This window comes from Acinetobacter sp. ACNIH2 (genome assembly GCF_002934965.1).
GTDB classification, from domain to species: Bacteria; Pseudomonadota; Gammaproteobacteria; order Pseudomonadales; family Moraxellaceae; genus Acinetobacter; species Acinetobacter tandoii.
Window position 1 is genome coordinate 3553593 of record NZ_CP026412.1, and the last position, 14807, is coordinate 3568399.

16 protein-coding genes and 1 pseudogene are annotated in these 14807 nt (G+C 38.2%); 11 read left to right on the forward strand and 6 right to left on the reverse strand.

The features are described 5' to 3' along the window. The first annotated feature begins 106 nt into the window (after positions 1–106). Genes C3F34_RS16940 through C3F34_RS16965 form a run of 6 tightly spaced genes read left to right on the forward strand, consistent with a single transcriptional unit; the run spans position 107 to position 5975 of the window. A complete protein-coding gene (locus C3F34_RS16940; RefSeq protein ID WP_044738487.1) occupies positions 107–757 on the forward strand; it encodes a CDP-alcohol phosphatidyltransferase family protein in 651 nt (216 codons plus the stop codon). Positions 758–779: 22 nt separating this feature from the next. Then, on the forward strand, positions 780–2534 hold the full coding sequence (locus tag C3F34_RS16945; RefSeq protein ID WP_104442168.1) for a bifunctional alpha/beta hydrolase/class I SAM-dependent methyltransferase: 1755 nt from the start codon (positions 780–782) through the stop codon (positions 2532–2534). Between the two features lie 6 nt (positions 2535–2540). Beyond that, on the forward strand, positions 2541–3893 hold the full coding sequence (locus C3F34_RS16950; RefSeq protein ID WP_104442169.1) for a phosphatase PAP2/dual specificity phosphatase family protein: 1353 nt from the start codon (positions 2541–2543) through the stop codon (positions 3891–3893). Continuing rightward, complete coding sequence (locus tag C3F34_RS16955) at positions 3890–4333, forward strand: hypothetical protein (protein ID WP_104442170.1); 444 nt, start codon at positions 3890–3892, stop codon at positions 4331–4333. The genes C3F34_RS16950 and C3F34_RS16955 overlap by 4 nt, the downstream gene beginning before the upstream one ends. A 14-nt stretch (positions 4334–4347) precedes the next feature. Further along, the gene (locus tag C3F34_RS16960) at positions 4348–5034 is read left to right on the forward strand and encodes a lysophospholipid acyltransferase family protein (protein ID WP_104442171.1); all 687 of its coding nucleotides are present in this window, start codon (positions 4348–4350) and stop codon (positions 5032–5034) included. Further along, complete coding sequence (locus tag C3F34_RS16965; RefSeq protein WP_044738482.1) at positions 5031–5975, forward strand: phosphatidate cytidylyltransferase; 945 nt, start codon at positions 5031–5033, stop codon at positions 5973–5975. Before C3F34_RS16960 ends, C3F34_RS16965 begins: the two co-directional genes overlap by 4 nt. 333 nt (positions 5976–6308) lie before the next feature. On the opposite strand, the gene C3F34_RS16970 is transcribed toward C3F34_RS16965, so the two are convergent. Continuing rightward, positions 6309–6785 (reverse strand): CinA family protein, encoded by a 477-nt coding sequence (locus tag C3F34_RS16970; RefSeq protein ID WP_035302324.1) that lies wholly within the window; start codon positions 6783–6785, stop codon positions 6309–6311. A 140-nt stretch (positions 6786–6925) separates the two neighbouring features. On the opposite strand from C3F34_RS16970, the gene C3F34_RS16975 reads away from it, so the two are divergent. Together C3F34_RS16975 and C3F34_RS16980 are read left to right on the forward strand one after the other, a co-directional pair. Further along, complete coding sequence (locus C3F34_RS16975) at positions 6926–7156, forward strand: hypothetical protein (protein WP_044738480.1); 231 nt, start codon at positions 6926–6928, stop codon at positions 7154–7156. Positions 7157–7378: 222 nt separating this feature from the next. Further along, positions 7379–7636: pseudogene (locus tag C3F34_RS16980) on the forward strand (TetR/AcrR family transcriptional regulator); the annotation flags it as partial. A 17-nt stretch (positions 7637–7653) separates the two neighbouring features. Here C3F34_RS16980 and C3F34_RS16985 read toward each other — a convergent pair. After that, positions 7654–8744, reverse strand: a protein-coding gene (locus C3F34_RS16985; RefSeq protein WP_104442269.1) for an IS4 family transposase whose coding sequence is annotated in 2 segments (ribosomal slippage) — positions 7654–8204 and positions 8204–8744 — 1092 coding nt in all. Because the reading frame shifts where the segments join, the coding sequence is not laid out codon by codon here. A gap of 81 nt (positions 8745–8825) precedes the next feature. Here C3F34_RS16985 and C3F34_RS16990 point away from each other — a divergent pair. The 3 genes from C3F34_RS16990 to C3F34_RS17000 all read left to right on the forward strand — a co-directional run bounded on the left by C3F34_RS16990 (position 8826) and on the right by C3F34_RS17000 (position 10809). Continuing rightward, on the forward strand, positions 8826–9218 hold the full coding sequence (locus C3F34_RS16990; protein WP_158654370.1) for a TetR/AcrR family transcriptional regulator C-terminal domain-containing protein: 393 nt from the start codon (positions 8826–8828) through the stop codon (positions 9216–9218). A 106-nt stretch (positions 9219–9324) separates the two neighbouring features. After that, the gene (gene argF, locus C3F34_RS16995; protein WP_016167814.1) at positions 9325–10245 is read left to right on the forward strand and encodes an ornithine carbamoyltransferase; all 921 of its coding nucleotides are present in this window, start codon (positions 9325–9327) and stop codon (positions 10243–10245) included. A 90-nt stretch (positions 10246–10335) separates the two neighbouring features. Then, complete coding sequence (locus tag C3F34_RS17000) at positions 10336–10809, forward strand: hypothetical protein (protein WP_016167813.1); 474 nt, start codon at positions 10336–10338, stop codon at positions 10807–10809. Positions 10810–10815: 6 nt separating this feature from the next. Here C3F34_RS17000 and C3F34_RS17005 read toward each other — a convergent pair whose 3' ends face one another. The 4 genes from C3F34_RS17005 to C3F34_RS17020 form a co-directional block, all read right to left on the reverse strand. After that, positions 10816–11169, reverse strand: a complete 354-nt coding sequence (locus tag C3F34_RS17005) for a YnfA family protein (RefSeq protein ID WP_044738478.1) — start codon at positions 11167–11169, stop codon at positions 10816–10818. Positions 11170–11268: 99 nt separating this feature from the next. Continuing rightward, positions 11269–13545: an ATP-dependent Clp protease ATP-binding subunit ClpA gene (clpA, locus tag C3F34_RS17010; RefSeq protein WP_016167811.1), complete on the reverse strand. Its 2277-nt coding sequence runs from the start codon at positions 13543–13545 to the stop codon at positions 11269–11271. 9 nt (positions 13546–13554) lie between these two features. Further along, entirely contained in the window at positions 13555–13968 is a 414-nt protein-coding gene (gene clpS / locus C3F34_RS17015) for an ATP-dependent Clp protease adapter ClpS (protein ID WP_016167810.1), read from the reverse strand. 14 nt (positions 13969–13982) lie between these two features. After that, the gene (locus C3F34_RS17020) at positions 13983–14735 is read right to left on the reverse strand and encodes a DUF6776 family protein (RefSeq protein WP_044738477.1); all 753 of its coding nucleotides are present in this window, start codon (positions 14733–14735) and stop codon (positions 13983–13985) included. Between the last annotated feature and the right edge of the window lie 72 nt (positions 14736–14807).

Consider the following 14807-nt stretch of genomic DNA (forward strand, 5'->3'; position numbering starts at 1 on the left):
AAAATGTGAATTCCACTTAGGCTATTAGTTTCGAAATTCATCTAGCTTGAATTCAACTTCCTGAAATGGGTACAATTCAAGCAAAATACGATACTTAAAAAAGCCAATGCCTTCTATTTATCAGCTTAAACCAGCTTTTCAGAATTTTTTACGACCTTTTGTTCGTCGCTTATATCAACATGGTATTACTGCAAATCAGGTAACTTTGTTTGCAATGTTGATTTCTTTGCTGATCGCAAGTTTCTTGGCTTACACATTCCACGCGCAACCGATGGCAAATGCCGCATTTTTTTTACTTGTTCCAATCTGGATGCTTATACGGATGGCATTTAATGCAATTGATGGCATGTTGGCACGCGAATTTAATCAACAATCACAATTAGGTGCTTATCTAAATGAATTGTGTGATGTGATTTCAGACACGGCGCTATATTTGTGCTTTATCGTTTTAGGCTGTATATCTGCACCCTTATTGTTAGGCGTTGTATTCTTAGCCATCCTCAGTGAATACGCAGGAGTCATGGCACCTGTGATTGGGCAAGAGCGCCGTTATGATGGCCCTATGGGAAAGAGCGACCGTGCATTCTGGTTTAGTGTGTTAGCCGTCTTTTACGTACTCAGCCAATATTTTTCAGCACATATCACTTTTAAGCTACAAGAATTAATAAGTAATGGGTTATTAGCAATCATTACACTTTTACTCGTGATTACGATCTATAAGCGTATACGTAATGCAATTGAAAAGACTTCAAATTAATTGATCATTAGGACAATAAAGAATGCCTTATAACAATAGTCAGCAACATTTCACCAGCCATGATGGCACATCCTTGTTCTATCAACATTGGGCCTCATCGCACAACCCAGAGAAAAAAGCCATTGTGATGTTTCATCGTGGGCATGAACATTCGGGTCGTATGGCGCATTTGGTGGAAGAGCTAGACCTGCCTGATTTTGATTTTTTTGCATGGGATGCACGCGGTCATGGTGAATCACCTGGTGAACGTGGCGATGCACCCAGTTTTTCGGCTTGTGTGAAAGACATTCAATATTTTGTTCAGCATATTGAACAGACCTATGCCATCCCACCTGAAAATATTGCAATAGTTGCTCAAAGTGTCGGAGCTGTATTAGCAGCGACATGGGTACATGACTATGCACCTAAAATTCGTGCCTTATGTTTAGCATCGCCTGCCTTTGACATTAAGTTGTATGTACCCTTTGCCAAACAAGGTTTAACGTTACTGAATAAATTACGCGGCAATTTCTTTATCCAAAGTTATGTCAAAGCCAAAATGCTGACGCATGATTTAGACCGTGCCCAGCAGTATGATCATGACCCGAAAATTGCCAAAGCCATTTCTGTACGTATGTTACTGGGACTATATGATGCTGCCGAACGGTTGGTTAAAGATGCCCAAAATATCTATGTACCCACTCAAGTCCTATGTTCAGGTGCCGACTTTGTGGTGCAGCAAAAACCGCAACGCGACTTTTATGAACGTTTGGCACATCCAAATAAAGAATTTCATGTTTTAGAAGGCTTTTTTCACGATACTTTAGGGGAACAAAACCGCGAGATTGCCGTTAAAAAAGTCCGTCGCTTTATTCAACAATGTTTTGCACATCCTTATGATATGCCAGACGTTTTAAATGCCGATAAAATTGGCGCAAGTTGCTCAACTGCTGAACAGTTCAGTCAAGCACTACCAAAAACATCTCTTAAAAAACTGTTTTGGGATTTGACTCAACGTCAACTCAAATTTGGTAGTCAGTTTTCTAAAGGCCTTAAAATTGGTGAACAAACGGGTTACGACTCTGGCAGTACCCTAGACTTTGTCTATCGCAATCAATCAGAAAGCCAAAATTTACTGGGTAAAGTCATTGATCAACAGTATTTAAATGCGATTGGCTGGCGTGGCATTCGAGCTCGTAAACAGAATATCGAATCTCTACTGGAAAAATATGCCGCATTGTTGGCTAAAAAACGTAAACCAGTTCGTATCTTAGATATTGCGGCTGGACATGGGCGTTATATTTTAGATGCAGTTGCACAATTACCTAGACAACCAGAATCTATTCTGCTACGTGATTATAGCGAACTCAATGTTAAAGCTGGACAAGCACTCATTCAAGAAAGAGGCCTAAACGAAATTGCAACTTTTGTTCAAGCCGATGCCTTTGATACAGCATCTCTCGCAAACATTAAACCCAAAGCAACCTTAGCTGTTGTTTCAGGACTCTATGAGTTGTTTAGTGATAATGATTTATTACGTCAATCTCTAACTGGACTATATAAAGCCATGCTCAAAGATGGCTATCTGATTTATACGGGACAAATTTGGCATCCACAGCAAGAGTTTATTGCCCGCGCACTCACTTCACATCGTCAAGGTGAAGCATGGGTCATGCGCTTACGTTCACAGGCAGAGATGGATGCTTTAGTCGAACAAGCTGGATTTAAGAAAATTGATCAATGTATTGATGAGTTCGGCATTTTTACGGTTTCTGTCGCGCAAAAGATCGAGCCGTAACATTCTATGCAGGCACTCATACATCAGGCAGGTACATGGAAATGGGGAATACTCTGTCTGTTATTTCTTGCCCCTTTTTTCTTTTTAAGTTACGGCTTTGCCAATCATTATGCTGCGGGGCTAAATTATGTTCCAAGCATTGTGTTCACTTGGGAAAAATATATTCCGCTATGGCCATGGACAATTGTTCCTTATTGGTCAATCGACTTATTTTATGGACTTTCACTGCTGCTGTGCTGGAATAAATTTGAACTCAAACAGCATGTGTTTCGACTTTTCAGCGCACAACTGATTTCTATTGGCTGTTTTTTATTATTTCCACTGAAATTCAGTTTTGAGCGCCCCGAACTACAAGGCTTCTTTGGTGTTTGGTTTGATATTCTCATGGGTTTTGATAAACCATTTAATCAAGCCCCATCCTTACATATTGTCCTATTAATGATCTTGTGGGATTTTTATCGTCGACATGTACCTTCCTCTTATCGCTGGTTTGTCGATCTTTGGAGTTTTCTCATTGGTGTATCGGTACTAACCACATGGCAGCATCATTTTATTGATATTCCGACTGGCATTTGGATTGGTGCATTCTGTTTGTGGTTGTTTCCGTTGTATGCATCATCTCCATTACAAACACAAAAAGTACAGCAACGAACTTTAAAGCATTTTAAATTAGCTAGTTATTATCTTATTGCCGCACTCCTTCTCGCATTTTTAGCTGTGTTTTTTAAAGGATGGATGCTCTGGTTGGCTTATCCCGCAAGCAGTTTATTCTTGGTTGCTTGCGCTTATAGCCTGAATCGTCGACATTTTTTTCAGAAACAACCCGATGGCACGATCAGCATTGCAGCGTGGGTTTTATTTGCACCTTATTTTCTTTTAGCAAAGCTCAATAGCCGTCTCTGGACCAGAACACATCCCAACGATTCTTTAATTCTGACCAAAGAGAATACTCAGATTTTTCTAGGCAGAATTCCTTCAATTCAAAACATGCAGCAGTATGATAGTTTATTTGACTGTTGCGCAGAACTGCCTTTAAAACCACCATATGATTATCAGCAATATCTAAGTCTTGATCTCGTTCCCTTACAAGCACAACAGCTAAATCTTGCCGTACAAGCATTGAATCAATTGCTGTCTTCACAATACGGCAATACGAAAGTTCTGATTTTTTGTGCCTTAGGATATTCACGCAGTAGCAGTATCCTTGCTGCATGGTTGCTCCAAACTGGACATGCTCATCAAGTTGATGATGCCATTCAAATCATTCGTCAGGCTCGACCTTGGATTGTACTGAATTCCCAGCAACTCGCAGCGATAGATACCTATCAAAAACAATATTTACAGCAGGTCAAGACATGAAATTACTGCTTGTCGCCAAGTTACTACAAAATACAGATGGCATTCGTATTGCAGGTTATATTGCATTTACACTTTCCGTGCTTTGCTATTTTTTTTACGCTTGGCAGTCGATTGGTGTCTATCTATCGCTCATCGTTATTTTTATTTTATGTCTACTTCAACATTATCTGAGTATTCGAATTAAGTTCGATGCCGAGCTGTTAAGTTTGATAGGGACTAACTCTGGGCACATTGAAGATGCACAATCTATCGTTCAGAAAACGCAAATACTTGACCAGAGTTTACTCGAGTTAGGACTCATTCCTACTGAAAAATGTCAGCGTAGCTGGGATATTCGTATTCAAGGCTGTATGCGCTTATTTAAGCTTCATGTATTTCTGGTCTTATGCCAATATATCGTTTTAATATCGCTCATGATATTTTTATTACAACAAAAATAAAACTCGGTGACGTTATGCAAAGTACAAATTCTTCCTCAACTGAAACCGATCATAAAGCCCATTTTCTTTCTCAGTCACTGGCACGTTTTATTGCTTTTTTAACCCGTCGTAGTGCACGACTGTTAACAGGTGCACGTAGTCGATGGGTTGGTTGCAAGCCTGCTACCAAGCAGCGAATTTATTATGCCAATCATAATAGTCATATTGACTTTATATTATTATGGTCGTCACTACCAACGCCTATACGCCGCAAAACCCGCCCTATAGCCGCATCAGATTATTGGCTGAAAGATGGCTTTCGACGCTTTCTGATTCATGACACCTTTACAGGGGTGACGATTCAAAGAAGCCATAATGGTCAATCAGACCCACTTGAACCGATTAAAAAAGTACTTCAGCAAGGTGACTCTATTATTTTCTTCCCCGAAGGAACGCGTAACTTAAATGATGATGTCGAACTATTACCCTTTAAAAGCGGGCTTTATCATTTAAGTCAACAATTTCCAGATGTTGAAGTTATTCCTGTTTGGATTTCGAATCTTAAACGTGTTATGCCTAAAGGAGCTTTAGTCCCATTACCCTTATTATCGACTGTGATTTTTGGTGCTCCATTAACATTCACAGCCCATACAGATAAAAATGACTTCTTATTACAAGCACAGAAAGCATTATTAGAATTGAAAGAGGTTGAGTTCCAATGACAGCAACCAACTTACAGCAAACCTATTTGCTCTTTGCAATTTTTACTGGAATATTGGTCTTTGCTTCAACCGTTGGTTGGATCTTAAAGAAACGGACTGCTCAGCAAATTTCACCTGTCATTGATAATTTAAACGCACGTATCAATGCTTGGTGGGTCATGCTCATTGTGCTTGCTACAGCGATATTAATGGGAAAAGTTACTTTTATTTTACTTTTTGCAATTATCTCACTTTTTGCACTCAGAGAATTCATTAGCTTATTGCCGACCCGACGTGGTGATTATTTTCCGCTATTAATCGCTTTCTATTTTGTTATTCCTTATCAATATTATTTGGTCTATATCGATTGGTACGGTCTATATTCCATTTTTATTCCATTGTATGTTTTTCTGTTAATCCCAATCGCTAGCTTGAAACAGGAAGATACCAAACATTTCTTAGAACGAAGTGCCAAAATTCAATGGGGACTCATGGTTTGTGTGTTTTGTATTTCGCACGTACCAGCCCTCATCAATTTAAAATTACCTGGCTTTCAAGGTGAAAAAATCTGGCTCGCCATTTGGTTAATTATTGTGGTACAAGCCTCTGATGTACTGCAATATGTCTGCGGTAAACTATTTGGAAAACATAAAGTTGCTCCGATACTTTCACCATCTAAAACCATTGAAGGGCTTTTAGGCGGTATTTTTCTGGCAACCTGTCTCGGCATACTTATGAAATGGCTAACACCTTTTAGTTATTGGCAGGCAGCTCTCATTGGTTTAATTGTGTGTATCTTTGGCTTCTTTGGCGGTCTGGTCATGTCTGCGATCAAAAGAGATCGCGGTGTCAAAGACTGGGGGCAATTAATTCATGGCCATGGTGGCATGTTAGACCGTATAGATTCAATCTGTTTCTCAGCGCCGATTTTTTTTCATATTTTGCGTTATTGGTGGAGCTAAAGAAAAGCATTCATTTTCATCGCTCACAGCATAAACCCTAGTTATAAAACTAGGGTTTATCTAACTTTTAAAAATAAGATGATATTTTCAAAGTCATTAATGCATCATTTGCCCAAAGGCATAAACTACTATCATCAACATCACAACCGACGATGACGTTATTAATAATTCTAAAGCTTTCATACCCCACCCCCATTTCTTAAGAGGTAGTTCTATTTAGACATGTTTAAACTACATTTACAACCCAAAAGTGTGACATTTTTTGACATTTATAGACAAAAAAGAAACATTATTAATCAAACATCACACTCTTTTTTATTCATGAGATAATTTTCAGTCTGTCGTAATTAATAACAAAACCGACGTAGCAACTTTTTCTGTTAGTTCATTTAACCTTTGTAATGGTGTGCCTGTAATCAAATAACGGTAATCATATAATTTTCCAGCAAATAGGATGGTTATAAAAAAAGTTCCTTCTGGCTTTTCTGCTGTTGCACTTCCACCAGGTTTTAACAAACCTGTACACGCGACAATCACATCAGCATGTGTAAATAGTTTCTGTCCGGTCTTTGCCAATGCCTGCGTAACTTCTGCAGACTCCGCTGTATACTGTTCAATTAATTTTGGATCAAGATGCAACACTTGTAGCTTAATGCTTGGATCGTAACAAACCAAACCACCCAATAATATTTCTGCACCACTATGTTTATAAATCGAAAATTGGCTGCACAAAAAACCAGAACTGGCACTTTCTATGAATGCTATTTTGAGCTGCTGCCGCTCTAATTCATTACAACATTGCTTGAGCATAATTTCCCCATAATGCCTCATGAGCTTATTTAGGTGTTATTTGTCCAATTCGTAATCAAACCCTAAGCATAACGGTTTATTCTATGCTTAAAAACTGATACAACTAAAAATAAAGCATAGAAACAAAGGTAGAGATTACAATGAAAACAACCGTCAAATATGTGGTTTTAAAAAGTAAAGATTACCAACTTGGCACACCACTGTTTGAAGAAGAATTAGATGTCGATGGTCAATATTTTGATCAAATCCCATTAGTTATTCACTTTCAAAATCGAGATTTCAAAGTGAAAAGTAAAGAGTTGCAGCGCAAACAAATTCAAGATGACTTTGAAGAAAGCCAAACCATTTTAGTTAAAGTTATTGCACAATAAGCTTAAGTCACTAAGCCACAACACCTTAAATAACATGGAGAAACATTACTCCATGTTATGATTGATCCAATCTAAAAGTGAATGCATTACAACAATAGATAAATATAGTGTTATTAATTAATCTCATAACAGCAGAAATACATATAAATACTATGGATTAAATAAATTTGTACAAACTTTTGCTATAATTTCAAGTGATTTTTAAAGATACTTTTCAGAAACATGCATGATATAGCAGATTTAGAACCTATTGCACGCGACGTGCCACATACCAAACGTGGTCATGAGCGTTGTCTTGCGCTTTTATTGAGTGCAAACGACTTGTTCTTAAAACATGGCTATGATGCTGTTTCATTAGATGACATCGTCAATCATGCTGGTGGCTCCAAAGCCTCTATCTACAAATATTTCGGGAATAAAGAAGGTCTATTTACTGCAATCTGTGACTATCGTCGTGAGCAATTTTTTAAAGATATTTGCTCTGTACACGACAAATTTCATAGGGCCCTTGTCCTATCAGGCTTTTTCTTTCTTAAAATTGCTAGCACTTTCTTAAATTCTTCTTTTTTTCCAAAACCAATCAAACGTAGAATAGCCATCTGAACATAGTCCAAACCGTAGCGAAATAAACTTACTGAAAGTCGTCCATGCTTCTTTAGTTTTATCGCTTTTTTTCGATCATGTTGCCATTCACCTGTTAAATAGCACCAACAGAAACCGATCGCTAGCACTGCTATCAATTTCTTGACTCGTCTAGGGTCTGTTAAACGAGTATTTTCAAGATTGAATCCACGTCCTTTGAGACAACTAAATAAGGTTTCGATTTCCCAGCGTAATGCATAATCACCAATAGCAGAAGCATTAAACATAGGAGAAACAACAAGTAAAAGTTCTCCATCTTCTAATCGTAGCGCACTAATATACAGTTTCACTCGACCAACCCAAATACGTCGTTTACGACATTCTGTTTGACCAACTTGAAGATGACGAAATAAATCACTAATTTTATGATTCTTGGCTAAGTGATTGGTCACAATAAAGTTTTTTTAACACGTATACAGAAGTTAATGTCATTTTCAATTAACCATGTAAACCATTTCTCACCGATAAATTCTCTGTCTGCGAACACATTCACAATACGATCTTTACCAAAAATGGAGATAAAGCGTTGAATCAAAGCAATACGCTCTTTTGTATCTGAATTTCCACGTTTATTGAGCAATGTCCAAACAATAGGTATCGCTATTCCACGATAGACGATGGCTAACATCAAGATATTGATATCTCGTTTTCCCCATTTCCAGTTGGTTCTATCCAAAGTTAATTGGACTTTATCGAATGAAAATATATTGAAAATTAACTGAGAAATTTGACGATAATCGAAATACTGATCTGCAAAGAAGCGTTGTATACGTCGATAAAATGATTGTGGTAAGCACGTGATGGGTAAGGCTTTAGATGCAGAAGAAAGATTACATGTCTGTTTTACAATTAATGCCAGCATAATCAGTGTAAAACATTTTACACGTGACTTGTTCCACTTTAGATATTTGTTTAAGATGAGATGTAACTCATTGAAATGTGTCATCATATTCGTCGTCAGAAAACAAGTATTATGCCATTATTTCAATGAGTTGTCTTTTTTTGTCGTGTACAAAGAGATATTTGTATGCCCTTCAATATTGAGAAAGATGACTTACGCAACTACCTCATCCAGACTTTACTGAATTTACAAATCCATCTCGTCTTACCTGAAAATGCTTCTTTTTTTCGTCTTATCATGGAACAAACCCAGCGTAGTAAGCAGCTTGCTCAACATATCCATGAACAGGGTCCAAAACATATTCAAAATGCAATTGCTTGTATATTAACAAAAGCCAATGAACTTGGACTCATTACATGTGAAGAACCTGAATATTCTGCACAACTCTTTTTTGGCATCGTGCGTAATTTAGAATGGCAAGTGCTCATGAATATCTATGTGCAGGAAAATGAGCAAGAAAACTTAAAATATATTCATTATTGTGTCGATCGCTTCTTAGAAGGTCATCAAAAAGTCTAGTTTTTTTGCATTTCCTAACATTTTTAGTATATAACTGTTAGTCTTTTCTTTTAACCAACCAACAACTAATTGTTGTACTTGAAACAGCAATTATTGTGGAGTAACCATGGCTCTACGTCACTTTCTTACTTTACGCGATTTATCAACTTTAGAACTCAATCAAATTTTGCATCGTGCAATCGAATTGAAACGAAAACAGCACGACAACGAAATTTTTCAACCTTTTGTTGGTAAAGTTATGGGCATGATTTTTGAAAAATCGAGCACCCGAACACGCGTGTCGTTTGAAGCAGGCATGAGCCAATTTGGTGGTAGCGCAATATTCTTATCTCCACGTGATACTCAGCTTGGCCGTGGTGAACCTATTGAAGATTCAGCACGTGTTATTTCAAGCATGTTAGATATTGTGATGATCCGAACTTTTGGGCACGATATTGTTGAACGTTTTGCTTCTTATTCAAAAGTCCCTGTAATTAATGCTTTGACAGATGACCATCATCCATGCCAATTACTTGCGGACATGCAGACTTTCCTTGAACATCGTGGTTCAATCGAAGGCAAAACCGTCGCTTGGATTGGTGATGGTAATAACATGTGTAATTCTTACATCGAAGCTGCACATATGTGGGGTTTTAAATTAAAGATTGCAGCGCCAAAAGGTTATGAACCACAAGAAAAATTCTTATCTGAGTTTGCTCACTGTGTTGAATTAGTTGACTCTGCGGAAGATGCGGCCGTCAATGCTGACCTGATCGTAACCGATGTCTGGGCAAGCATGGGACAAGAAGAAGAGCAAAAAATCCGTGAAAAAGCTTTTGCTGATTACCAAGTCAATGAACGCTTAATGAATCTTGCTCACCCAGACTGTCTATTTATGCATTGCTTACCTGCTCATCGTGGTGAAGAAATTTCTGAAACCATGTTAGACCATTTAAATGCTGTAGTCTGGGATGAAGCTGAAAATCGCTTACATGCTCAAAAGGCATTGGTTGAATTTCTTATAAATGAAAATCTTAAAAAAGACTAAGAAATCCATCTAAAAAAAGCACCTCTGGGTGCTTTTTTTATTTAGGCGACGATATAATCAAAACCATAATGTCTATAAGTGATTAAACATATGCAATTAAAAACTATTATTCTTGGTGTATTCACCACGACTTTCACCATGTTTGCTTTGGCACAACCTACAGATTTAGATCAATATTTATTAAAGAAAAAGATCGTCGATACAAATTACACAGTTAAAAATTCAACTGCACTGAATGAAATCTTAGATTATATTAGTGATGAAGATTCTCGTACGATGCCCTATCAACTTGATCAAAACATCGTGATTGAAAAAATGCGCTTATATGCAAATCGCATGGAAATATCAGGGCTAATTACTTCGCCAGACTTTAAACAATTCGCCCAAGACATTGGTGATGATCAAGTTCATGAAATGATGAAAAAAACATTAGTGCATAGTTGTCCTAAATTTTTCGAACATCAATTCCAAAGAGTAAATCCATATCAAGTTCAAATTAAACTCACTTCAGAACAAAAAAATTATAATCTTACTTTAAAGAACTCAGACTGTAATTTTGAATAACATACTTTAACGAATGAGTCCTTGGGGCTGCATAATAATAATTGCTGCCCCAGCCAATACAATGACCCCACCCAATACATCCCATCTTGATAGCATAACTTGATCGACATATCGTAACCACATAAGTGCAGTGAAAATATAGATTCCTCCATAAGCAGCATAAATCCGCCCAGAAGCTGCGGGATGTAAAGTCAGTAACCACACAAAAATAGCCAGACTGAGCGCCGTTGGGATCCATAACCAATAAGAACGCCCTTGATTTAAAATTAAATATGGAAAATAGCAACCTAAAATCTCAGCAATTGCTGTAAGGACAAATAAGAAAACTGTGGTCAAAATTTTAATTAATGGCATATCCATAGAGATATTTGTCACCGTCAGAAAACTATAAATAGAGTGCTACTAAAAAATGAGCAAAAAATAACCCGTGTAAACACGGGTTATTTTCAAAAAAGTAAATTAAGCAGGTTCAGCAGTTTGATCTTCAAACACTTCAAGTTTCAAACCAACAGCTTCACCATTTTCCATTTTCACAGAAACTGCTACGTTGCCACCATGTTCTGCCAGCTCACCAAATAAAATCATTTCAGCAAGTGGTTTTTTCAAATGCTCTTGAATCAATCTTTGCATTGGTCGAGCACCCATGAGGCGGTCATAACCATGTTCAGCCATCCACTCACGCGCACTTTGATCGACTTCAAGCATGACTTTCTTATCATCGAGTTGCGCTTGCAGCTCAGTCAAGAATTTATCTACCACACTCTCAATAACAGTCGTAGGGAGTGCTTTGAATTGAATCACACCATCCAGACGGTTACGGAATTCTGGAGAGAATGCTCGTTTCATCGCTTCCTGATTATCACGACTATTGTCTTGTTCCATAAAACCAATACTGACACGAGAAATGCTTTCTGCACCAATATTCGTGGTTAAAACCAAGATCACATTGCGGAAATCTGATTTACGACCATTATTATCAGTTAAAGAACCATGATCCATAATTTGTAATAACAAATTAAAGACATCTGGATGTGCTTTCTCAATTTCATCAAGTAACAATACACAGTGCGGATTCTTATGGATCGCATCGGTTAATAAGCCACCTTGATCAAATCCTACATAGCCTGGAGGCGCACCAATCAAACGTGAAACTGCATGACGTTCCATATATTCAGACATATCGAAACGAACCAGTTCAACACCGAGCAACTTCGCCAACTGTTTGGTAACCTCTGTCTTACCGACCCCTGTAGGGCCTGCAAAAACAAAGCTTCCGACAGGTTTGTCTGGAGATTTTAAACCCGCGCGTGACAACTTAATGGCAGAAGACAATGCATCAATTGCTTCATCTTGACCAAATACCACACGTTTTAAATCACGTTCAAGATTTTCCAGAACTGTTTTATCATCTTTCGATACTGTTTTTGGTGGAATACGGGCTATCTTGGAAACAATATCTTCAATATTTTCAACAGTAATCAAGCTTTCATCTTGTTCTGCTTTCAAACGACGCTGTGCGCCTGCTTCATCAATTACATCAATCGCTTTGTCTGGTAAGAAGCGATCATTGATAAATTTCGCAGACAGCTCTACCGCTGAAACCAGTGCTTTATCGTCATATTTCACGTGGTGGAAATCTTCAAATTTAGATTTTAAACCACGTAAAATATCAATCGTTTCAGAAATGGATGGCTCATTAACATCGATTTTTTGGAAACGACGTGACAGTGCATGATCTTTTTCAAACACTTGGCGATATTCTTGGAATGTGGTTGAACCAATGCAACGCAACGATCCATTCGCCAAAGCTGGTTTGATCAAATTCGATGCATCCATTGTACTCCCCATACTTGAGCCAGCACCAATAATCATATGAATTTCATCAATAAATAAGACAGCCTCAGGTCTTTTCTTCAACGCATTTAACAATTGTTTTAGCCGTTTTTCGAAATCTCCACGGTACTTAGTACCAGCCACTAATGCACCAATGTCCAGACTAAAAATTTCAGCATTTGCAAGCGGCTTTGGTGCCTTACCATTAACAATAAGCCAAGCTAAACCTTCCGCAATCGAAGTCTTGCCCACACCTGGATCGCCAACCAATAATGGATTATTTTTACGGCGACGGCATAAAATTTGTGCCGCACGTTCAATTTCTTTTTCACGACCAATCAGTGGGTCGGTTTTACCTTTTTGTGCTTCATGATTCAGGTTGGTCGTGTAAAGCTCTAATGGACCTGCATTGGCTGAAGATGCGGACTCTCCATCCAATTCCTCAGCTTCTTCTTCAACTTGCACTTCGTCTTTACGCGTACCATGCGACAAGTATTGCGTTAAGGTTAAACGGTTAATTTGATGACGTTTTAATAAATAAACTGCAAATGAATCCCGTTCAGAATACATTGCAACTAAAATATCTGCCCCTTCTACAGTACGGTCACCGCCACTCGATTGTACGTGGAAAATGGCACGTTGCAGAATACGATCAAAACTTTCAGTTGGATGTGGCGCCTGATCGCTGTTTTCACCAAGTTTCGGAGTATGTTGTTCTACGTATTCTTCTAATTCTTTCCGTAAGACGATGATATCTGCGCCACATGCTTTTAATGCATTCACAGCAGAGTCATTATCCAGTAATGCCAATAATAAATGCTCAACTGTTAAGAACTCATGTCTCTTTTGACGAGCCATGCTTACAGCCAAACGTAATGATACTTCTAATTGACGACTGAGCATGTAACCCCCTTAATCTTTTGGCTCAATCTGACAAAGTAGTGGATGACCTTGAGATCGAGCGTAATTATTGACTTGGTTCGCTTTGGTTTCCGCGATGTCTCTTGGATATACGCCTGCAATACCTTTACCTTCGTAATGTACTGTTAACATTACTTGAGTGGCTTGGTCAAGATTCATTGCAAAGTATTGTTGTAAAATTTCAATTACAAAGTCCATTGGGGTGTAATCATCGTTCATTAAAACGACAGCATACAAAGATGGACGCTTTAATTCAGGTGGCGCAGTTTGTACAGCAACATCCCCATGCTCATCGTGCTGAGGTTCATCCACTAAACGCGGATTAAAATGCCAGTCCACTAAACCAGACTGATAAAAACTACTTTTAATGTCGTTTAGACAAATTGGGCGTTTCGAATTTCGCATATGATCATTTACAACTATTGAGCATTCGCTTCAGCTTGAGGGATTTCAGAGATATTGGCAGATGGTGACTCAACTGCATTCCCTTTCGCCCAACTAAAGCGTTTAATTACAGGTGTATTCGTTCCAGTTAAACGAACTTCTACAAATTGCGGGGTAAAGCCTTTAGGCATTGTCCAACGTCCAGTCAAACGCTCATATTCATCAAAGTTAAAGTTTTTATCTTCCATTGGAACAACCAAAACTTCAGTGCCTTGAATAAGATGTAAAGCTACTTCCCCAGAAGTATTACGTTTACTTGGGCTGACTTGTACTAAATCTAGCTGATATTCAAAAGCATTTTCAGGTAAAGGCTTAATACTTAAATTTTGTACAGTAAGGCTTAAACCACCACGTTGACGTAATATTTCCCGATATAGTGCACTTAAACTTCTAGCCTGAGTTTCACTGTCTTTCGCCTGATTGAGTGCGGTGAATAAATCATTTGAATTACTGACTGCAACATCACGCTCTTGCACTGCGGTGTTCATGCTTTTGTTTAAGCCTTCAAGCGTTTGTTTTTGCTTTTGCACAACTTCAACCAGTTGTTCGGCATCTGCATCATAACCAACCACTGTTAAACCCTGCCGATGTCCGACCGAATAGCCAATAAATCCACTTCCGAGCACCAAAACGGCAGCACCAATCACCAAAGGTAAATTGGTTTCGAAAAAAGGCTTTTTGACAGGTTCATTCGATTGTGACGTAGTGTTCGAGTCAGTATTCTGCATCGTCATCTCTTATTTTGAATTATTCAAAACACACATTTAAATCTAAATTTAAATGTGTGTGAAGGTATTTAA